This is a genomic window from Kitasatospora sp. NPDC033851, from assembly GCF_055576085.1.
This window is the reverse complement of the sequence record NZ_JBVIRL010000002.1, coordinates 717,591-735,496: the sequence shown is the minus strand read 5'-3', so window position 1 is coordinate 735,496 and position 17,906 is coordinate 717,591. Positions and strand designations below refer to the sequence as shown.

Annotated in this window: 21 protein-coding genes; 11 read left to right on the top strand and 10 right to left on the bottom strand. The window is 72.9% G+C overall.

Features of this window, described 5'->3' with window-relative positions:
* Positions 1 to 4 precede the first annotated feature (4 nt).
* Positions 5 to 958: a helix-turn-helix domain-containing protein gene (locus ACZ51D_RS06445; protein ID WP_465661370.1), complete on the bottom strand. Its 954-nt coding sequence runs from the start codon at positions 956 to 958 to the stop codon at positions 5 to 7.
* A gap of 113 nt (positions 959 to 1,071) precedes the next feature.
* Here ACZ51D_RS06445 and ACZ51D_RS06440 point away from each other — a divergent pair, with 113 nt between their 5' ends.
* The 6 genes from ACZ51D_RS06440 (at position 1,072) to ACZ51D_RS06415 (ending at position 3,605) form a co-directional block, all read left to right on the top strand.
* Positions 1,072 to 1,440, top strand: coding sequence for an ATP-binding protein (locus ACZ51D_RS06440; protein ID WP_465616590.1), 369 nt, complete (start codon positions 1,072 to 1,074; stop codon positions 1,438 to 1,440).
* Positions 1,441 to 1,451: 11 nt separating this feature from the next.
* A complete protein-coding gene (locus ACZ51D_RS06435) occupies positions 1,452 to 1,697 on the top strand; it encodes a hypothetical protein (protein WP_396287945.1) in 246 nt (81 codons plus the stop codon).
* Positions 1,698 to 1,802: 105 nt separating this feature from the next.
* Positions 1,803 to 2,084, top strand: coding sequence for a hypothetical protein (locus tag ACZ51D_RS06430; protein WP_360494411.1), 282 nt, complete (start codon positions 1,803 to 1,805; stop codon positions 2,082 to 2,084).
* Positions 2,085 to 2,101: 17 nt separating this feature from the next.
* A complete protein-coding gene (locus ACZ51D_RS06425; RefSeq protein WP_465661368.1) occupies positions 2,102 to 2,551 on the top strand; it encodes a hypothetical protein in 450 nt (149 codons plus the stop codon).
* Positions 2,552 to 2,574: 23 nt separating this feature from the next.
* Positions 2,575 to 2,943, top strand: a complete 369-nt coding sequence (locus ACZ51D_RS06420; RefSeq protein WP_465661366.1) for a hypothetical protein — start codon at positions 2,575 to 2,577, stop codon at positions 2,941 to 2,943.
* Positions 2,940 to 3,605, top strand: a complete 666-nt coding sequence (locus ACZ51D_RS06415; RefSeq protein WP_465661364.1) for a hypothetical protein — start codon at positions 2,940 to 2,942, stop codon at positions 3,603 to 3,605. Before ACZ51D_RS06420 ends, ACZ51D_RS06415 begins: the two co-directional genes overlap by 4 nt.
* Positions 3,606 to 3,645: 40 nt before the next feature.
* Here ACZ51D_RS06415 and ACZ51D_RS06410 read toward each other — a convergent pair whose 3' ends face one another.
* The 4 genes from ACZ51D_RS06410 to ACZ51D_RS06395 all read right to left on the bottom strand — a co-directional run bounded on the left by ACZ51D_RS06410 (position 3,646) and on the right by ACZ51D_RS06395 (position 6,142).
* Complete coding sequence (locus ACZ51D_RS06410; protein WP_465616595.1) at positions 3,646 to 4,317, bottom strand: DsbA family oxidoreductase; 672 nt, start codon at positions 4,315 to 4,317, stop codon at positions 3,646 to 3,648.
* A gap of 125 nt (positions 4,318 to 4,442) precedes the next feature.
* Complete coding sequence (locus ACZ51D_RS06405; protein ID WP_465661363.1) at positions 4,443 to 5,174, bottom strand: DUF6215 domain-containing protein; 732 nt, start codon at positions 5,172 to 5,174, stop codon at positions 4,443 to 4,445.
* A 186-nt stretch (positions 5,175 to 5,360) separates the two neighbouring features.
* Positions 5,361 to 5,873, bottom strand: a complete 513-nt coding sequence (locus tag ACZ51D_RS06400) for a hypothetical protein (RefSeq protein ID WP_465661361.1) — start codon at positions 5,871 to 5,873, stop codon at positions 5,361 to 5,363.
* Between the two features lie 116 nt (positions 5,874 to 5,989).
* On the bottom strand, positions 5,990 to 6,142 hold the full coding sequence (locus ACZ51D_RS06395; RefSeq protein WP_465616601.1) for a hypothetical protein: 153 nt from the start codon (positions 6,140 to 6,142) through the stop codon (positions 5,990 to 5,992).
* Between ACZ51D_RS06395 and ACZ51D_RS06390 the strand changes: the two genes are divergently transcribed.
* Positions 6,131 to 8,101, top strand: a complete 1,971-nt coding sequence (locus ACZ51D_RS06390; protein WP_465661359.1) for a tetratricopeptide repeat protein — start codon at positions 6,131 to 6,133, stop codon at positions 8,099 to 8,101. The two genes, ACZ51D_RS06395 and ACZ51D_RS06390, sit on opposite strands and share 12 nt — an antisense overlap.
* Here ACZ51D_RS06390 and ACZ51D_RS06385 read toward each other — a convergent pair.
* Positions 8,098 to 8,292, bottom strand: a complete 195-nt coding sequence (locus ACZ51D_RS06385) for a DUF6011 domain-containing protein (protein WP_360494385.1) — start codon at positions 8,290 to 8,292, stop codon at positions 8,098 to 8,100. The two genes, ACZ51D_RS06390 and ACZ51D_RS06385, sit on opposite strands and share 4 nt — an antisense overlap.
* A 182-nt stretch (positions 8,293 to 8,474) precedes the next feature.
* Here ACZ51D_RS06385 and ACZ51D_RS06380 point away from each other — a divergent pair, with 182 nt between their 5' ends.
* On the top strand, positions 8,475 to 9,242 hold the full coding sequence (locus ACZ51D_RS06380; RefSeq protein ID WP_465616605.1) for a TetR/AcrR family transcriptional regulator: 768 nt from the start codon (positions 8,475 to 8,477) through the stop codon (positions 9,240 to 9,242).
* Between the two features lie 42 nt (positions 9,243 to 9,284).
* Here ACZ51D_RS06380 and ACZ51D_RS06375 read toward each other — a convergent pair whose 3' ends face one another.
* Positions 9,285 to 9,680, bottom strand: coding sequence for a winged helix-turn-helix transcriptional regulator (locus ACZ51D_RS06375; RefSeq protein ID WP_465616607.1), 396 nt, complete (start codon positions 9,678 to 9,680; stop codon positions 9,285 to 9,287).
* A 101-nt stretch (positions 9,681 to 9,781) separates the two neighbouring features.
* On the opposite strand from ACZ51D_RS06375, the gene ACZ51D_RS06370 reads away from it, so the two are divergent.
* Both ACZ51D_RS06370 and rarD read left to right on the top strand, forming a co-directional pair.
* A complete protein-coding gene (locus ACZ51D_RS06370; protein ID WP_465661357.1) occupies positions 9,782 to 10,636 on the top strand; it encodes an SDR family oxidoreductase in 855 nt (284 codons plus the stop codon).
* Positions 10,637 to 10,774: 138 nt separating this feature from the next.
* Entirely contained in the window at positions 10,775 to 11,752 is a 978-nt protein-coding gene (rarD, locus tag ACZ51D_RS06365; RefSeq protein ID WP_360494374.1) for an EamA family transporter RarD, read from the top strand.
* 54 nt (positions 11,753 to 11,806) lie between these two features.
* Here the strand turns inward: rarD and ACZ51D_RS06360 are convergent, their stop codons facing one another.
* Genes ACZ51D_RS06360 through ACZ51D_RS06350 form a run of 3 tightly spaced genes read right to left on the bottom strand, consistent with a single transcriptional unit; the run spans position 11,807 to position 15,035 of the window.
* A complete protein-coding gene (locus ACZ51D_RS06360; protein WP_465661355.1) occupies positions 11,807 to 12,715 on the bottom strand; it encodes an ABC transporter permease in 909 nt (302 codons plus the stop codon).
* Complete coding sequence (locus tag ACZ51D_RS06355; protein WP_465661353.1) at positions 12,702 to 13,778, bottom strand: ABC transporter ATP-binding protein; 1,077 nt, start codon at positions 13,776 to 13,778, stop codon at positions 12,702 to 12,704. The genes ACZ51D_RS06360 and ACZ51D_RS06355 overlap by 14 nt, the downstream gene beginning before the upstream one ends.
* 3 nt (positions 13,779 to 13,781) lie before the next feature.
* Complete coding sequence (locus ACZ51D_RS06350; protein WP_465616617.1) at positions 13,782 to 15,035, bottom strand: LolA family protein; 1,254 nt, start codon at positions 15,033 to 15,035, stop codon at positions 13,782 to 13,784.
* 181 nt (positions 15,036 to 15,216) lie between these two features.
* On the opposite strand from ACZ51D_RS06350, the gene ACZ51D_RS06345 reads away from it, so the two are divergent.
* Positions 15,217 to 17,823, top strand: a complete 2,607-nt coding sequence (locus ACZ51D_RS06345) for a bifunctional FO biosynthesis protein CofGH (protein ID WP_465661351.1) — start codon at positions 15,217 to 15,219, stop codon at positions 17,821 to 17,823.
* The last annotated feature ends 83 nt before the right edge of the window (positions 17,824 to 17,906 follow it).

Genomic DNA, 17,906 nt, shown 5'->3' with positions numbered 1-17,906 from the left:
CCTTTCAAGCTTGCAACAAGTAGAGAAGATGTCGAATGAGTCCCCACGAGTCGCGCGAGGAAAGCGTGGTCGAGGACTGGTCGACAGGCGGCAAGGCCAGCTCGCTCAGCTGGTTGAAGGTCCTTCGGTAGGTCTCGATCGAATGCTGGTCGCCAAGATACTCGGTGTGGCTTGGGTGATCCACGATGACTGTGGAGAGCTCTGGCGATCCAGGGTCCACCAGCACGAACTGGCTGGTGTAGGGCGGCTTCTTCACGGCGGTGAAGGGCAAGACCTGAATGCTGACGTTCGGTAGCTCTGAAATCTCCAGCAGGTGCACAAGCTGTTCCCTCATGGCGGTATCGCCGGGGAATCGCATGCGCAACGCTGTCTCATGGATGACGAATCGGAACTCGCGGCGTGGCAAGTCTGTGAGAATGTGCTGCCGTTGCTTCCGGAACGCGGTTTCGGCTTCGACATCCAACTTGCGATGCTGGTCCGCATCTTCGTAGATCGCCTCGACGTAGGCGGGTACCTGGAGAAGCCCCGGAATATAGAACGTCTCGAAGTTGTCGAGCTGGGCTGCTCCATGCTCTGCCTCTGCCAGATCATGCAGCAGGGTTGGAACGCGGTCCGCGAAGTCGCTCCACCAGCCTTTCCCGTTGCTCCGCCCCAGATCGGCGAGCTTCGCGCGGAAGACCGGGTCGCCGCAGCCGTACGCGTCGAGCCAGATCTCGAGGCGTTCGGGGTTGAGGGTGATCCGACCGGCCTCGGTGTGGCTCACCGCCGGACCCTTCATCCCCACAAGCGCGCCGGCTTCCGGTGCAGACAACCCTGCTGCAGCGCGCAGGCGTTGCAGCTCCTCGCCGAAGCGCCGTTGCCGTTGGCTGATCGGCCCCTTGTATGCCACTGGCGGTCCCTCCTCGTCGGTGCAGTGTTTCGCATGGGGCGAGCGGTTTGCCACCGCGATCTGATGCATGGTTGCTAGTTCGATTGCACAGATGGCATCCCGTCCCCTACCGTCAGTGTTGCATCGATCACACGGTGAAGCGTCGCCTTCGTCGATTCCCCTCCTCTCCCCTGGGGTCTCTCATGCGTGCCTGCAATCCTCCCGACTGGTCCACCGCTCGGGCCGAGCTCTCCGACCTCCTCACCACCGCCGGGTGGTCGCCCTCCCTCATCGGCGATGCCGAACTCGCCCTTCACGAGCTCTTCGTGAACGCCTGGCGGCATGCCGGCAGCCCGGCTCCCCTCGTCACCCTCGTCCTCTCCAGCCGCTGCCTCCGGGTCTCGGTCTGCGACGACAGCCCCGTCCTCCCCGGCGAGCCCTGTGTCCCCGCCGACCCGCTCGCCCTCTCCGGTCGCGGTCTGTTCCTCGTCCGCGCTCTCACCCACCGATTCGGCGCCGACCCCCGGAAGCTGGGCAAGGTCGTCTGGTTCGAACTGGAGGCCGCCGCGTGAACCGTCGACCGATGCAGCCCGCCGATCCCCGGATCCGGGCCTACACCGACGCCCACGTCCGCACGCTCCTCGCCGAACTCCACGAGCGTGGGAAGAAGTTCGGCCTGGTCTTCCCCTCCGCCACGATCGACCGCAATCTCGACGGCCGGGTCCTGGTCTGCTTCAACACCGCCCCGGCCTCCACCCTCCTCAACCTCCTGACCCTCCTCCTCGACGCCGACCGCGACCGCAACCGCGAGCGCTCGTGCGGTTCCTGATCGCCGCCGCTCTCCTCACCCTCCTCGCCCTGGCGATGGCCACCGTCGCCCTGGGCGTCATCACCGCACTCAACGTTGCAAGGCCCGACGAAGAGGAGCCCTGACATGCCCGACCCGCTCGCGAACGCCCTCGCCGCGACGCAGTACGCCGTCGCCGCCGCGTTCAACGCGCTCGCCACCGATCCCGTCACCCCGCCCGTGCCCGACGACTTCGACTGGCCCGACCTCGAATCGTTCGTCTTCAACCTGGGCTTCGCCGCCGACGACTCCGACGCCGCCCTCAACCTCTACCGGCTGCTCTTCGCCGTGCAGCGCATTGCCTACCGCGAGGCGGCCGGCCGTAACTCCCCCTGGCTCGCGACCCGCCTCAACCCGCGCGGCCCGTAGGCCCGTAGCCTGGCCGGATGGACGAGTTCGCGACCCGCCTGCACGGCGCCTGGGAGTGGTGGGACGCCGCCATCGAGGACGCCCAGGAGGGCCGTTGGGTCCGTACCGCCGTCGAACGGCGGGTGATGGACGATCTCGCCGCCGCGACCGTCGGACACCCGTACCCGTCCGACGCGGACGCCTGGCACACCCGGCTCGGCCGCATCGCTTGCTGGGCGGGCGCGCTCCGGCTCGCCGCCCGGGCGGGCGGCTGGGAACTCGTGCCGGTCGTCGGAGTGACCCCGCCGCGACCGGCGGGGATGGCCGAACTGCTGTCCGCTGTCTACGCGGTGGGTGAGCAGGGCGAGGTCTGGCTGCGGCGGCTCCCCGTCGACGGGCCGCCGCCGCTCCGCGCGGTCGTCGGGTTCGAGGCCTTCGTCACCGGCCCGGGCTCGGTCGAGGACCTCCGCCAGTTCTTCTACGACTGAAACCCGCCCCGTAGCCTTCCGGTGTGACGAATCCCTGGCCCGACGAAGCCACGTTCGCCTGCGGCGAGCGGGTCGAACTGACCACTCCGGACCCGCCCCGCGCCGAACTCGGCCATCTGGGCGCGGAGATCGTGGGCACCCGGGGTGTGGTCCACGAATGCGTCATCGAGGCCGACGACCGCGACGGCGGCCGTGTCGGGTTCGTCTACTACGTCCGGACCGAGGACGGCAGCCCCTGGCGGCTGCGGCCGGGGTTCCTCGTGTCCCTCGACCGCCCCACCCCCCTTGCAACCCCCCTTGCACAGGAAGTCGGCCCGCCCGACTTCCTGCTCCACGCCGCCCCGATCACCGCAGGACGGCCCACCCCGCCCTCCGGTACGACAAGCCCGTGAAACTGAGAACGAAGATCCACCGGGTCCGCCTCGGCCGGGACGAGTACCGGGTGATCACCCCGGAGCGGCAGGCCACCGGCGCTTTCCTCTACGCGGACCCGTACGCCTGGTCCACGGAACTGCACCTCGACCGGCAGGGGGCCGAGGACCTCGCCACCCTCTGGGCTCTGGCCGCCCGCTCCCGGCGCTCGCTGATCCACCTGCCGCTGCGGGCCAACACCGGGCCGGGCGACCTGTGGCCCGTCCCGTCCGAGGACCGACTGGACCTCCTGCTCGTCCACCACAGCCTCGGCTTCCCGCCGTCCCGCTGGAAGGAGGTCCGCGCCCGCCTGGGCGCCGGGGTCCCGCACACCGTCGACCTCCCGGCCGGCGACTTCCCGCCCGAGGAGGCCATCGACTACGACCGCCACCACTTCGCGGGCTGGCGCGACGAACTCCGCTTCGCCGGTGCCGCCCACACGCTGGTGGTCACCGGCAGCCCGACCGCCTTCCGCTGGACGGGCTCCAGGCTCCACGCGCTCAGTCGGGAGGCGCGCGGTTGGCGGCCCGATGGGCACCACTGCCTCACGCTCACCCACGGGGGCTGGGGCCCTGGCCGTGCGGCCAGGGGCGTTCCGGGCAGTCTGCACATCTCCTACGCCCACGACTGGAACGCCGAGTGAGCAGGAAGTCGGCCCGTCTGACTTCCTGCTCACTCGCACCTCACCCCTTCGAGGGGAGCGGCATCAGTGGCACGGTGACCCGGCTCTCCCAGGCCTGCTCCAGGGCGCGGGTGAACGTTTCCGCAGGCTGCGCGCCCGAGACGCCCAGCCGCCGGTCCAGGACGAAGAACGGCACGCCCGTCGCCCCCATCGCGCTCGCCGTCGTCTCGTCCTCGCGGACCGCCTCCGCGTACGCCTCCGGATCGGCCAGCACGGCGGCCGCCGCCCCACCGTCCAGCCCCGCCTCGACGGCCAGCTCGACCAGCCGCTCCTCCTCGAACGCCGAGCGCTCCTCGGCGAAGTTCGCCCGGTAGAGGGCGTCCAGCAGCTGAGCCTGCCGGCCGTGCTCCTTGGCGAAGTGCAGCAGGCGGTGCATGTCGAAGGAGTTCGCCGCGTCGCGCCCCTCGCTCAGGTACGGCAGCCCCTCGGCGCGCGCGTTCTCGGCGATCCGGGCCTCGGCCGCCTCGGCCTGTTCCAGGCTCATCCCGTACTTGGCGGCGAGCAGCGGCACGACCGGACGGGCCTCGTGCGGCGCGCGCGGGTCCAGCTCGAAGGAGCGGTGGACGACCTCGATCTCCTCGCGGTGCTCGAACCGCTCCAGCGCCTGCTCGAACCGCGCCTTGCCGATGTAGCACCACGGGCAGTTGATGTCACTCCAGATCTCGACGCGCACGGCGCTGCTCTCCTTCCACAGAGGTCCCGTCGCGCAGGGCTGCAGCGACTACCAGGGGGAACGCAACTCCCGAGCCTGAATATTTCTCGTGCTGAAATATTCAGGCTCGGACCTGTGCCGCAGGACTACGGGGCGGCGACCCAGCCCGGGAGGGTGGGCATCACCGTTTCGGCGACCCGGTTCAGGGTCGCGTCGTCGGGGGCCTGGCCGTCCTCGCGGAAGATGCTGAGCTCGAAGGCGCGGCCGCCGGGGGCCTTGGGGTCCTGCGCGACGACGAGGCTCCGCGTGACGGGGCCGGTCTTCCCGCCGGGCACGAGGACCAGTGCGTTGGACGAGTAGGTCACGGCGGGGTGGCCGAGCACGGCGGCCGGCTTGGCGAGGAACTGCGGCATGCCGATCATGTCCTCGACCGTGGTCGAGCTGTCCGTGATGGCCAGGGCGGTGTGCAGGAGGCGCACCTCCACCATGGGGTCCTTCCCGAGGGCGAGGGGCGCCGGGTGCGCGGTGGTGATGCGGTCCTCGGGCGTGCCCAGCAGGGCCGGGAGGTCGCGGCGGTTGATCGCGGCGCACAGCGCCGGGTGCCCCGGCGGATCCGTGGGCCTGGGGGCGACGCACTCGACCGGCTTGTCCTCCGGCTTCGGCGGGGTGTCGAGGAACCCCAGCCCCCACAGGCCGGCCATGACACCGGCGACCAGCACGACCACGCCCGCCAGCTTGAGGCCGGTCCGGTCGTTGCCCGTCTCGGTGCTGTTGCCCTTCTCGGCGTTGTCCGTGCTGCCGGCCTCATCCGCGTTGTCCGCGTTGTCGGCGTCGGCGTTGCCGGCCTCATCGACGATGCCTGGCGTGTCGGATTCCATCCCTGGATCCCCGTTCGAGAAGCTCGCCCCCGACCACCCGAGGACCCCATGAGCCGGGGTGATCGTAGCGCCGGCCCGGCGGGGAGATGCCGGCGGTCAGCTCTGTGACCTGCGAAGACGCGCCGTTCCGCGTCGGGGCTCGGAGGGGGCCAGTCAGGCACGCCTGCGGCGAACGGTAGGCGGCCGCTACAGGCAGATCCAGCAGTACAGCTGCTCGCCCGCCGCGCGCGCCCGGCGGGCGAGGCCTATCAACTCCTCGGCCAGGGGGTGGAGATCGGACGGATCGGCGCCGTCCCACTCCTCCGCCAGCGCCCACTGCGCGACGACCTCCGGTACCCGCTCGTCGGGCACCCCGGCGAGCGTGTCCCGGGCGGCGTTGCCCAGCTCGGTCACCCACGGGCCGCTCGCCCACGGGTCGTCCTCGCCGTCGGGCCCGCTCGGGCCGGGCGACGGCGTGGTCGGCCAGACCGGCGTCTCCGGCACCGCGTCGGGATGCCACTGCTCCCGCCGGATGGCAGCGACGAGTTGGCCGAGCACGACATCCGGGTCGATCCGCTTCGCCTCGACCCCGTCGAATCCGGCACCGAACCCGGCACCGGACCCGTCGTCGAAGTCGGGCCGCCCGCCGCCCGTGCGCTCCAGTGCCCGTACGACCGTCGCCGCGTCGGGGGCCCGGAAGTAGTCGGTCAGCACGCCCATCGCAGCCGTCCTCTCGTCGTCATACTCCTGTCGCTACTGAAGCAGACGCCACTGACATCGAGACAGGAGCCACTGTTCGGGGCCCTCTGCCTGCAGGGCTGTCGCCAAGTGGCAGGTCAGCAGGAGATGTTGCCGCTGCCGGCGTCGGTCTTCAGGACGCCGACGAACTTCTTCTCGAGGTCGATGCGATCGACCCGCCGGCCCGGGGCACCGGATAGCCTCGTCCGGAGCGCGACGAGGCAACCGGGGGGCAGGGCATGGGCGGTCACACCGAGGACGAGAGTGACGAGCGACTGGCAGCCGAGGGGGAGGTCGCGGTCGCCCGGCTGGCGATCGACTCCGGCGACCTCACGCACGCCGCCGACCACCTCTCCGACGCCATCCTCGCCGACCCGCAGCTGCCCGAACTGCACGAGGCGCTGGCCGAGTTGTGCGCCGCAGCCGGCGGCCCGGCGGCCGCGCGCGAGCTGTTCCCGCTGGACGGCGAGGTGTACCTCGGCACGGTCGCCTGCCGGGCCCACGTGGAGGCCGCCGCCGGGGACTGGGACACCGCCGTCGGCCTGCTCGCCTCCGCCATCCAGTACGAGCCGGCCCGCCCCTGGGCGCACACCGCCTGGCTGGCCCGCGAGGACCTGCCCGGCCTGGTCGACCCGGACACCGTCGCCCAGGCGGTGGCCCGTGCGGCCGGCGCGCTGCCCGACCCGCTCCCCACCGAACTGGCCGAAGCCGTCCGGCCCTTCGACGCCTTCGTACAGGCCGTGCTGGCCCGCCACGACGACCACGCGCTGCTGCTGGCGATGGCCTCCGGCCTGACCCGCCGCCTCGGCGCCACCGCCCACGCCGTCGACCTCGCCGCGCGGGCCCACCGCGCGGCCCCCGGCTACCTGCCCGCCGTGATGCTCGGCAACGCCCTGCGCGCCGACGGCCGCCCGGAGCGGGCGCTCGCCGTCTGGGAGGCCGAGCTGGAGCGGGTCGCACCGGACCGGGACAACTCCAGCAGCTACCTCGCCGTCGACGTCGCCGAGCTGTACGGCACCCTCGGCCGCCCCGCCGAGGGCCTGCCCTGGCTGGACCGGGTGCTCGCCACCGAGCCCGACCACCCCAAGGCGGCCCCGGCCCGGTACGGGCTGCGCCACGCCCTGGACGGCGACCCGGTGCACCTGCTCGGCCTGGCCGACCACCACCGCGCCCACCCCGACCACGAGTACGCCCAGGACCTCCTGGCCCGGCTGAGCCACCGGGAGCCCTGGCTCGGCATGGTCCCCGGCACGTCCGAGGCCACCATCAACCTGCTGCACCAGGTCCTCGCGGCGCGCGACACCGACCGCGACACCGCGATCGACTGCGAGGTCTCCACCCTCGAACCGCCCAGCTCGCAGCTGGCCCTCCACCTCGCGCTGCCGCACTGCACCGTCGTCTACCAGTCCGTCGACGAGCCCGACCTCCGGCGGCCGCTGACCGCGACCGCCACCACCACCCGGATCTGGGCCTGGGAGGGCACCGACCCCCGGCCCGCCGTCGACCCGCCCGCGCCGGAGAGCGCCGAACTCGTCCGGGCCATCGCCGGGATCGTCTGGCCGAGCGTTCCCGCCGCCTACGACGAGGCCGTCCGCCTCGCGGGGCTGTCACTCGACGACCTGCTCGGCGTCCTCGCCCACCCGCCGCTGCCGCGCGAGGACGAACTCGGCCGGGCCCTGCTCGCCCACCAGCCCGAGCTGTGGGTGCGCGCCGTCCAGGCCTCCGCCTGCCTCGGCATCGCCCACCACCGCGCCGACCAGCCGTGGCCGGAGTCGGACCGCCGCCGGGTGCTGCTCGACCTGCTGCTCGGGCCGGAGGACTGGGTCGCCGAGGCGGCCGGCTTCGCGCTGGTCGCGATCGGCTGGACGCACCCGGAGGCCCGCGCCGACATCGCCGCGCAACTCCGACGGCGGCTGCACTACTGCGTCGACGCCCGGCGGGTGCGCGTGGTGACGATCCTGCGCTCGGTGTGCCGCCTGGTGCTCGCCGCCCCCTGGGTGTCGCCCGCCGACCGCGACCTCGCGCGGGCGGCCATCCGTGCCGAGGACGCCGCCGACGCCCCGGACCCCGTGCCGAACCCCGCGCCGGACCTCGAGTCGGCGCCCGAGCCCGAGCCGAAGCCCGAGCCCACCCCCGTGGCCCGACCCGAGCCCGAACCCGAACACGCGCCCAATCCCGGCCGCCTGCGCCGCCTCTTCGGCCGGGGCTAACCCACCCCGGGCAGCGGGTCCTGGTCGACGTCGAACCGCGCGACCCGCTCCGCCGGGTCGCGGCACTCCGGCCCCAGCCGCAGCATCCGCGACTCCGGGTCGTGCAGCGGCCGGTGGCAGCGGCGGCAGGTCACCCGGGTGCGAAGGGTCTGCGCGGTGTCCGTACCGGGGAGCGGCTCAGGGCTGGTCATGGAGAGACGGTAACGGCCGGCACCACGAAGGACGCCCGTCGATGCGCGAAGCGATGCACGGAGCGATGCGTGCAGCAATGCACGGAGCGATGCGTGCAGCAATGCGTTGAGCGATGCGTGGAGCCATGTATGGAGCCATGCGTGCAGCAATGCGTGGAGCGATGCGTGAAACGATGGCCCTCATGGCCACCGACCGCAGCAGCGCAGGAGACCCGGCGCGCACCCTCGCCCTGCTCTGGGGGCTCACCGCCGAGGAGAAGCCCGGTCGGCGCGGGCCCCGGCAGGCGCGCTCGACCGGTGAGATCGCCGCCGCCGCGATCGCCCTGGCCGACGCCGAGGGCGTGGACGCCGTCACCATGCGACGGATCGCCCAGGAGCTCGGGCTCTCCCCGATGGCGCTCTACACCTACGTGCCCGGCAAGGCCGAGCTGCTCGACCTGATGCTGGACACCGTCTACGCGACGATGCCCCGCAGCACCCCCGCCGACGACGGCTGGCGCGCCCGGGTCACCGCCGTCGCGGACGACAACCGCGCGCTGCACCGCGCCCACCCCTGGGTCGCCGCCGTCTCCACCAGCCGTCCGCCGCTCGGGCCCGGCCTGATGGCCAAGTACGAGTACGAGCTGCGCGCCTTCGAGGGCACCGGTCTGCCTGACGTCGAGCTGGACGCCGCGCTGACCCACCTGCTCGGCTTCGTCCAGACCTGTGCCCGGATGGCCGCCGACGAGCGCGCCGCCCGGCAGGACAGTGCGATGACCGACGAGCAGTGGTGGGCCGCCAACGCCGAGCTGCTCGCGAGGGTCTTCGACCCCGAGCGCTACCCGGTGGCGGCCCGGGTCGGTGCCGCCGCCGGCGAGGCGCACGGCGGCGCGTACAGCCCGGACCACGCCTACGCCTTCGGCCTGGCCCGCGTCCTGGACGGTTTGGCAGCCCTCGTCACCCAGCGGTAGGCCCCGTCACACGTTCACCCGACGGTAGGCCCCGTGACGCGCTCACCCGGCGGTGGCCCGCGCGTCGTACTCCTCGCGGGCCGTGACCACGGCCGGCACCCGCCGCTCCGACCAGTGGGCCAGCGCCGCGACCAGCTCCGCCGCCTCCCGCCCGAGCGGGGTGAGGCTGTAGTCGACGCGCGGCGGGATCACCGGGTGTGCCTCGCGCAGGACGAAGCCGTCCCGCTCCAGCGTCTGCAGGGTCTGGGCGAGCATCTTCTCGCTGACTCCCGAGACCTGACGGCGCAGCTCGCTGAACCGGTAGCCGCGCTGGTGCAGCGCGCCGAGGACGAGGACGCCCCAGCGGCTGGTGACGTGCTCCAGCACGCCCCGGGACGGGCACATCCGGTCGAACACGTCGGGCGGGGGGAGCTCCCTCAACTGCTCACTTACCTTCATGTCAGTACCCTACTTTGAAGTGCGTACTTTCGAAAGGTTAGTGCTGTCCCTAAGGTGAGTTCCGAGGCCAGAACCCCACCAATACCCCCTGAGGAGCCACCATGTACGTCGTCACCGGTGCCACCGGCCAGCTCGGCCGTCTCGTCGTCGAGGGCCTGCTGGCTGCGGTCCCCGCGAGCGACGTGGCGGTCGCCGTCCGCTCCGCCGAGAAGGCCGCCGACCTGGCCGCGCGCGGTGTGGCCGTCCGCGTGGTCGACTACGACAAGCCGGAGACCCTGGCCGGCGCCTTCGCCGCCGGTGACCGGGTGCTGCTGATCTCGGGCAGTGAGGTCGGCCGCCGGATCCCGCAGCACCGGGCCGTCGTGGAGGCCGCCAAGGCCGCCGGGGTCGCGCTGCTCGCCTACACCAGCGCGCCGGGCGTGGCCACCTTCCGGCTGGCCGACGAGCACAGGGCGACGGAGGAGCTGATCCTCGCCTCCGGCCTGCCGTACGCGTTCCTGCGCAACGGCTGGTACACGGAGAACTACCTGGGTGACGCGGCCGGCACGGTGGCCCGGGGCGTGGTGCTCGGCAGCGCCGGCGAGGGCCGGATCGCCACCGCCCCGCGCCGGGACTACGCGGACGCGGCGGTCGCGGTCCTGACCGGCGAGGGCGACGGCCACGAGAACGCGGTGTACGAGCTGAGCGGCGACGCCGCCTGGAGCCTGCCCGAGCTGGCCGCCGAGCTGGCGAAGGCCTCCGGCAAGCCGGTCGGGCACCGGGACGTCGCCCCGGCCGAGCACCTGGCGGCCCTGGTCGGCGCGGGCCTGCCGGAGGGCTTCGCCGAGGTCCTGGTCGACGTGGACGCCGGCATCGCCCGGGGCGAGCTGGCCGGCACCCCGGGCGACCTGGCCCGCCTGATCGGCCGCCCGACCGTCCCGATGGCCGATTCCGTCCGTGCGGCGCTCGGCGCCTGACGGGCTGACCACCCGAAACGCCGAAATCGTCCAGCATGCAAACAATGTCATGACCAAAATCCGGAAACGGAGATGACATTCTGCCCTTCCGCCCGCTACCGTCACCAGGACCACACGCGCGCGGGAGGGCACTCGGCCATGCCACAGACAGACCAGCAGGACAACGGCCGAGGCCTCTGGTACGGCTTCGCGGCCTACGGCATCTGGGGGCTCTTCCCACTGTTCTGGCCGCTGCTGGAGCCGGGCGCCGCCGACGACATCCTGGCCAACCGGATGGTCTGGTCCCTGGTCGCGGTGGTCCTGCTGCTCGTCGTCCAGCGGCACTGGAGCTGGATACGCCCGCTGCTGCGCCAGCCCCGCCGGGTCGCCATGCTGGCCGGCGCGGCCACCGTGATCTCGATCAACTGGGGCGTCTACATCTGGGGCGTCAACGCCGGACACGTCGTCGAGACCAGCCTCGGCTACTTCATCAACCCCCTGGTCACCATCGCCTTCGGCGTCCTGGTGCTCAAGGAGCGGCTGCGCGTCGCGCAGTGGACGGCGGTGGGCGTCGGCGCGCTCGCCGTCGCGGTGCTGAGCGTCGCGTACGGGCGGCTGCCGTGGATCGCGCTGACCCTCGCGTTCTCCTTCGCCACCTACGGCCTGCTGAAGAAGAAGGTCGGGCTGAGCGGGCTGGAGAGCCTCGCGGCGGAGAGCGCCTTCATGTTCCCGTTCGCCCTGGGCTACCTGATCTACCTGCAGATCAGCGGGCGCGGCACCTTCGGACACACGGTGGCCGGCTCGTACGGCTGGGGGCACTCCGGGCTGCTGATGCTCAGCGGTGTGATCACCGCCATCCCGCTGCTGTTCTTCGGCGCGGCCGCCGTACGGGTGCCGCTGACCGTGCTCGGGCTGCTGCAGTACCTGGCGCCGGTGTTCCAGTTCCTGATCGGCGTCGCCGTCTTCCACGAGTCGATGCCGCCCGCCCGCTGGGCCGGCTTCGCCCTGGTCTGGGCCGCGCTCGCACTGCTCACCTGGGACGCGCTGCGCCAGGTGCGGGCCGACCGCGCGGCGCGGGCCGCGGCGGTCCTGCGGCCCGCACCGGCGGAGATGGCCAAGGCGACCGTCACGCCCTGAACGCCCTCACCCGCCGCAGCCTCACCCGCCGCAAGCCTCACCCGCGGTGAGCCGTCAGGCGCTGATGTCCCGGCTGCTGAAGCGCGACCAGGCCGCCGCGCCGAACACGGCGACGTAGGCGGCCTGCAGCCCGAGGTCCTTCAGCACGCCGTCCCAGTACATCGGCGCCCGCAGCAGGTCCGCGAAGTTCAGCCAGTAGTGGGTGAACAGGAACGGCCGGATCGCGTCCAGCTGCGGGAAGGCGTCCAGGATCTGGACGGTGATCACCAGTCCGACGGTGGCGGCCATCGCCGCGATGCCGCTGCCGGTGAGCGTGGAGACGAACAGCCCGATCGCCACCAGCCCGGCCAGCGAGGCGGCGACCACGCCGGCCACCAGCACCGCGCGCAGCAGCGCGTCGGCGAAGCCGATGGTGTCCCCGGAGATCAGCGTGACCTCGCCGAGCGGGAAGAGCGCGGCGCCGGTGGCCAGGGCCGCCGCCGCGACCGCCGCCGTCGCGGCCAGGCAGAACACCAGCGCGGCGGTGAACTTGGCGGCCAGCAGCCTGGTCCGCCCGGCCGGGGCGACCAGCAGGTAGCGCAGCGTCCCGGTGGCCGCCTCGCCCGCCACCGAGTCCCCGGCGACCACCCCGACCGTCATCGGTAGGAAGACCGGCAGCGCGACCGCCAGCGCGGTGAAGACCAGGAACAGCCCGTTCTGGGTGGTCTGCGCGATGAAGTTCGGACCGCCGCCGCCCTCGTGCGGACTGTCCGTGTTGAGCTTGACGACCACCCCGATCAGGACCGGCAGCACCGCCAGGATCGCCAGCAGCACCTTGGTCCGCAGCCGGCGGAAGGTCAGGTGCAGCTCGTTGCGGAACAGCGCCAGGAACCCGCCCGCCGTCTGCGGCCGCCGGCCGTTGACCACCGCTGCCCCGGTCCGCACCGTTGCCTCGGCCGGCGCCGTCGAATCAGCCCGCGACATCGAAGCCCTCCCCGGTCAGCGCCACGAAGGCGTCCTCCAACGTGCCCCGCTCCAGCCCGAAGCCGTGCACCCGCACCCCGGCCTCGACCAGCGCCGCGCACAGCTTGGGCAGCGCCTCGTCGTCCCGCTCGCCCAACTCGCCGTCCACCCGGCCCTCACCGGGCACCAGGCCGGTGACCTGGTGGGTGGCCAGCACCTCGGCGGCCTGCGCCACGTCCGGGGTGCGGACCACCAGCCGGCCCTGCGCACGGGCGGCCAGTTCGGCGACGGTGCCCTGCACCACCAGCCGGCCCCGGGACATCACCGCCGCGTGCGTGCAGACCTGCTCGATCTCGTCCAACAGGTGCGAGGAGAGGAACACCGTGGTGCCCTCCGCCGCGACCTCCCGGACCAGCGCCCGGATCTCCCGCATGCCCTGCGGGTCCAGCCCGTTGGTCGGCTCGTCCAGCACCAGCAGCTCGCGCGGCTGCAGCAGCGCGGAGGCCAGGCCGAGGCGCTGCTTCATGCCGAGCGAGTACGCGCGGGCCTTCTTGCCCGCCGCCGCGCTCAGGCCGACCCGCTCCAGCGCCGCGTCGACCCGCTGCGGCCGGGTGCGGGGGTCGGCGGTCGGGTCGGCGGCGTCGAACCGGATCAGGTTGTCCCGCCCGGAGAGGAAGCCGTACAGCGCGGGGCCCTCGATCAGCGCGCCCACCCGGGGCAGCACGGAGGCGACGGACTGCGGCATCGACTCGCCGAGGACGCTGGCCACCCCCGAGGTGGGGGCGATCAGGCCCATCAGCATCCGGATGGTGGTGGTCTTGCCGGAGCCGTTGGGGCCCAGGAAGCCGAAGACGGAGCCGCGCGGCACGGCCAGGTCCAGGCCGTCCACGGCGAGCTGGCCGCCCCGGAAGCGCTTGGTCAGGCCGCGGGTTTTGATGACATCGTCGGTGGCGGAAACAGCGGGGGATGCGGATGCGGATGCGAATGCGGAGGCGGGCGGAACGGGATCGGGGGCCGGGCGCGGCTCGGCGCCCGGACCCCCGGCCGACTCCGTAACGTCCCCCGTTACGGGAGTCTTGGTCATCCGTCAGTTCACCCCGGCGGCGTGCTGCAGGACCGGCAGGGTCACCGCGCCGGCGAAGACCCGGCCGTCGTCGGTGAGCAGGACGTTGACCACCTTGGTGCCGATCAGGGTGCCGCCGTCGACCTGCTTGCCGAGCGACTTCATCAGCCCCTGCGGGTTCACCGAACCGCGCCCGCCGCCGTGCTTGCCGTCGCCCTTTGCGGCGCCCTTTCCGGCGACCTGCCCGTCACCCTTCGGCGTCGCGCCCGGCCCGCTGGGCAGCTGCCCGGTGAGCACGGCCGTCCAGCCCTCGCCGATCACGTTCACGCCCTCGTGCGCCTTGGCGTCGGAGCCCGCCGCGGCCTTGCCCTCGGCCGCCGCCTCGTCCGCCTTCTTCTCCGTCACCTTGGCGCCCTTGGGCACGGTGAAGTCGAAGGTCTTGGCGGCCGGCTTGGCGAAGGAGACGTCGGTGAAGTGGACGTCCAGGACGGTGGTGCCGTCGGTGGACTTCACCGCCACCGCGAGCGGCACGCCGTTGTCGGCGGCCACCGCGATCCGGACCTCGGCGACGGTCGAGCCGCTCTGGGTCGGCTTCACGCTCAGCTGGTAGGCCTTCTGCCCGGCCACGTTGGCCGTCCCGGCGACGGTGACCGAGGTGGTGCCGGCGCTCGCGGTCAGGAACTGCCGGGCGGCGTCCTGCGGGGTGGCCGGCAGCTGGGACAGCGGGGCCTCCGGGTGCCTGTCGCCGGCCCGGCCGGTCAGGTGCACCGCGCTGTTGGTCGAGCTGTCCCAGGCCCAGGACTGGTCGCCGTTGCGGACCACGGTGTAGCCGGCCATGCTCTCCATCATGTCCACCCGCTGGTGGGTCGGGCCGTCCACCGCGACCCGCAGCGTCCGGTCGCCGCCGAGCAGGCCGAGCAGCTTGGCCTGCGGGTCGGCCGACGCGCCCGCCCCGTCCCCGCCGTGCCCGGACGCCGCCGCGCCGAGGCCGCCGGCCGCGCCCAGCAGCTGGCTGGGCAGGCCGAGGTCGGTGGTGACCGAGACCGTCCCGGACAGGGACTGCGTCTCGGAACCGAGCGCCTTGGCGACCACCTGCTCCGCCGTCAGCGTCGGCAGGTCGGGCGGGGAGTCGGCGGCCAGCGCGGGCACCAGCCCGACCCCCGCGGCGATCACCGCGGCCACCGCCACCGGCACCCCGGCACGCACCAGCACGCGCCGCCGCGAGCGGTACGGCACGCCGCCGTCCAGCTCGTCCCCCGCCGCCGTCTCATTGGTCATGGCGTACTCAACTCCTCTGCGAACACGTTCGATTGACCTTGCCCCTCCATTAGAGGCCGCCACGCCGCCGCCGGCATCGCCCTGCAGGGCCAGATCGGGTTGGCCTTCGTGGGTATGCCGACCCTGAGACGGCCTCAGGGTTACTCATCCCGGGGTACCACCCCTGGCGTAGGGTCGCGACATGGACGGAACCGCCACGGACGCAAGCACCCCGCCGACCGCGAACGCGATGCGCCGCGCCCTGCGCCGCGCCCGGGACGGCGTCGCCCTCGACGTGACCGAGGCCGCCGTGCTGCTCCAGGCCAGAGGCGAGGACCTGCGCGACCTCTGCGCGAGCGCCGCCCGGGTACGCGACGCGGGCCTCGAAGCGGCCGGCCGACCCGGCGTCATCACCTACTCCAAGAGCGTCTTCATCCCGCTCACCCGGCTGTGCCGCGACAAGTGCCACTACTGCACCTTCGTCACCGTCCCCGGCAAGCTGCGCCGGGCCGGTCACGGGATGTTCATGTCCCCCGACGAGGTGCTGGACGTGGCCCGGCGCGGGGCCGAACTCGGCTGCAAGGAAGCCCTGATCACGCTCGGCGACAAGCCCGAGGACCGCTGGCCCGAGGCCCGCGAGTGGCTGGACGCGCACGGCTACGACGACACCATCGCGTACGTGCGGGCGATGTCGATCCGCATCCTGGAGGAGACCGGCCTGCTGCCGCACCTCAACCCCGGGGTGCTGAGCTGGACGGACTTCCAGCGGCTCAAGCCGGTCTCCGCCTCGATGGGCATGATGCTGGAGACCACCGCCACCCGGCTGTGGAGCGAGCCCGGCGGCCCGCACTTCGGCTCCCCGGACAAGGAGCCCGCCGTGCGCCTGCGGGTGCTGGAGGACGCCGGGCGCAGCTCCGTCCCGTTCACCAGCGGCCTGCTGATCGGCATCGGCGAGACGTACGAGGAGCGCGCCGACTCGCTGTTCGCGCTGCGCAAGGTCTCCCGCGCCTACCACGGCATCCAGGAGCTGATCCTGCAGAACTTCCGCGCCAAGCCGGACACGGCGATGCGCGGCATGCCGGACGCCGAACTGGACGAGCTGGTCGCCACCGTGGCGGTGGCCCGGCACCTGCTGGGCCCGGCCGCCTGCCTCCAGGCCCCGCCGAACCTGGTCGACGGCGAGTACGAGCGGCTGATCGAGGCCGGCATCGACGACTGGGGCGGGGTCTCCCCGCTCACCCCGGACCACGTGAACCCCGAGCGCCCCTGGCCGCAGATCGATCGCCTGGCCGAGCGCTCGGCGGCGGTCGGCTTCGAGCTGCGCGAGCGCCTCGCCGTCTACCCCGACTACGTGCGCGGCGGCGAGCCCTGGCTGGACCCGCGGGTGCTGCCGCACGTCCGCGCCCTGGCCGACCCGCGGACCGGCCTGGCGAACCCGGACGCGGTGGTCCGCGGCCTGCCCTGGCAGGAGCCCGAGGACCTGCCGGAGTCGTACGGGCGGACCGACCTGCACGCCACCATCGACACCGAGGGCCGCACCGGCGACCGCCGGGCCGACTTCGAGGACGTGTACGGCGACTGGGAGGTGCTGCGCGAGCAGGTGCTCGCGAAGGGCGCGCCCGAGCGCCTCGCCGGGGACCTGCGGGAGGCCCTGGCGGTGGCGGCCGACGACCCGGTGAAGCTGACCGACGACCAGGCGCTGGCCCTCTTCCACGCGGACGGCCCGGCCCTGGACGCGCTCTGCCGGATCGCCGACGACGTGCGCCGCGACGCCGTCGGGGACGACGTCACCTACTGCGTCACCCGGAACATCAACTTCACCAACGTCTGCTACACCGGCTGCCGCTTCTGCGCCTTCGCCCAGCGCCGCACCGACGCCGACGCCTACACCCTCTCGCTGGAGCAGGTCGCCGACCGGGCCGCGCAGGCCTGGGAGGTGGGCGCCACCGAGGTCTGCATGCAGGGCGGCATCCACCCGGACCTGCCCGGCACCGCCTACTTCGACATCGCCCGCGCGGTGAAGGAGCGGGTGCCCGGCATCCACGTGCACGCCTTCTCGCCGATGGAGGTGGTCAACGGCGCGACCCGCACCGGCCTGTCGATCCGGGACTGGCTGCAGCGGGCCAAGGAGTCCGGCCTGGACACCATCCCGGGCACGGCCGCCGAGATCCTGGACGACGAGGTCCGCTGGGTGCTCACCAAGGGCAAGCTGCCGGCCGCGACCTGGGTCGAGGTGGTCACCACCGCGCACGAGCTGGGCATCCGCTCCTCGTCCACGATGATGTACGGGCACGTGGACACCCCGAAGCACTGGCTCGGCCACCTGCGGCTGCTCGCCGACATCCAGCAGCGCTCGCTCGCGTCCGACGGCACCGGCGGCTTCACCGAGTTCGTGACCCTGCCGTTCATCCACACCAACGCCCCGGTCTACCTGGCCGGCATCGCCCGGCCCGGCCCGACCGCCCGGGACAACCGCGCGGTGGTCGCGATGGCCCGGCTGCTGCTGCACCCGCACATCCCCAACATCCAGACCAGCTGGGTCAAGCTGGGCGCCGAGGGCGCGGCCGAGATGCTCCGCTCCGGCGCCAACGACCTGGGCGGCACGCTGATGGAGGAGACCATCTCGCGGATGGCCGGCTCGGCGTACGGGAGCTACAAGTCCGTGCGCGACCTCCAGGCGATCGCCGAGGCGGCGGGCCGTCCGCACCGCCAGCGCACCACCACCTACGGCGAGGTGCCGGCCGAGCGGCAGGCCGCGGCACTGGCCTCGGACGGGCACCTGCCGGAGCTGCTGCCGGTGCTGGACTGAACGACGGGACCCCCGGGGCGGGGGCACTGAAGTTCGAGGGAAGCCGCTGATCCGCTCGGGCCTTCGAATACAGTGCGAGGGCG

Excerpts from the sequence above, each read along its gene's own strand:
- ACZ51D_RS06445 (WP_465661370.1), bottom strand. The coding sequence starts at position 958 with ATGCATCAGATCGCGGTGGCAAACCGCTCGCCCCATGCGAAACACTGC.
- ACZ51D_RS06440 (WP_465616590.1), top strand. The coding sequence starts at position 1,072 with ATGCGTGCCTGCAATCCTCCCGACTGGTCCACCGCTCGGGCCGAGCTC.
- ACZ51D_RS06435 (WP_396287945.1), top strand. The coding sequence starts at position 1,452 with ATGCAGCCCGCCGATCCCCGGATCCGGGCCTACACCGACGCCCACGTC.
- ACZ51D_RS06430 (WP_360494411.1), top strand. The coding sequence starts at position 1,803 with ATGCCCGACCCGCTCGCGAACGCCCTCGCCGCGACGCAGTACGCCGTC.
- ACZ51D_RS06425 (WP_465661368.1), top strand. The coding sequence starts at position 2,102 with ATGGACGAGTTCGCGACCCGCCTGCACGGCGCCTGGGAGTGGTGGGAC.
- ACZ51D_RS06405 (WP_465661363.1), bottom strand. The coding sequence starts at position 5,174 with ATGGAATCCGACACGCCAGGCATCGTCGATGAGGCCGGCAACGCCGAC.
- ACZ51D_RS06400 (WP_465661361.1), bottom strand. The coding sequence starts at position 5,873 with ATGGGCGTGCTGACCGACTACTTCCGGGCCCCCGACGCGGCGACGGTC.
- ACZ51D_RS06390 (WP_465661359.1), top strand. The coding sequence starts at position 6,131 with ATGGGCGGTCACACCGAGGACGAGAGTGACGAGCGACTGGCAGCCGAG.
- ACZ51D_RS06385 (WP_360494385.1), bottom strand. The coding sequence starts at position 8,292 with ATGACCAGCCCTGAGCCGCTCCCCGGTACGGACACCGCGCAGACCCTT.
- ACZ51D_RS06380 (WP_465616605.1), top strand. The coding sequence starts at position 8,475 with ATGGCCACCGACCGCAGCAGCGCAGGAGACCCGGCGCGCACCCTCGCC.
- ACZ51D_RS06375 (WP_465616607.1), bottom strand. The coding sequence starts at position 9,680 with ATGAAGGTAAGTGAGCAGTTGAGGGAGCTCCCCCCGCCCGACGTGTTC.
- ACZ51D_RS06370 (WP_465661357.1), top strand. The coding sequence starts at position 9,782 with ATGTACGTCGTCACCGGTGCCACCGGCCAGCTCGGCCGTCTCGTCGTC.
- rarD (WP_360494374.1), top strand. The coding sequence starts at position 10,775 with ATGCCACAGACAGACCAGCAGGACAACGGCCGAGGCCTCTGGTACGGC.
- ACZ51D_RS06360 (WP_465661355.1), bottom strand. The coding sequence starts at position 12,715 with ATGTCGCGGGCTGATTCGACGGCGCCGGCCGAGGCAACGGTGCGGACC.
- ACZ51D_RS06355 (WP_465661353.1), bottom strand. The coding sequence starts at position 13,778 with ATGACCAAGACTCCCGTAACGGGGGACGTTACGGAGTCGGCCGGGGGT.
- ACZ51D_RS06350 (WP_465616617.1), bottom strand. The coding sequence starts at position 15,035 with ATGACCAATGAGACGGCGGCGGGGGACGAGCTGGACGGCGGCGTGCCG.
- ACZ51D_RS06345 (WP_465661351.1), top strand. The coding sequence starts at position 15,217 with ATGGACGGAACCGCCACGGACGCAAGCACCCCGCCGACCGCGAACGCG.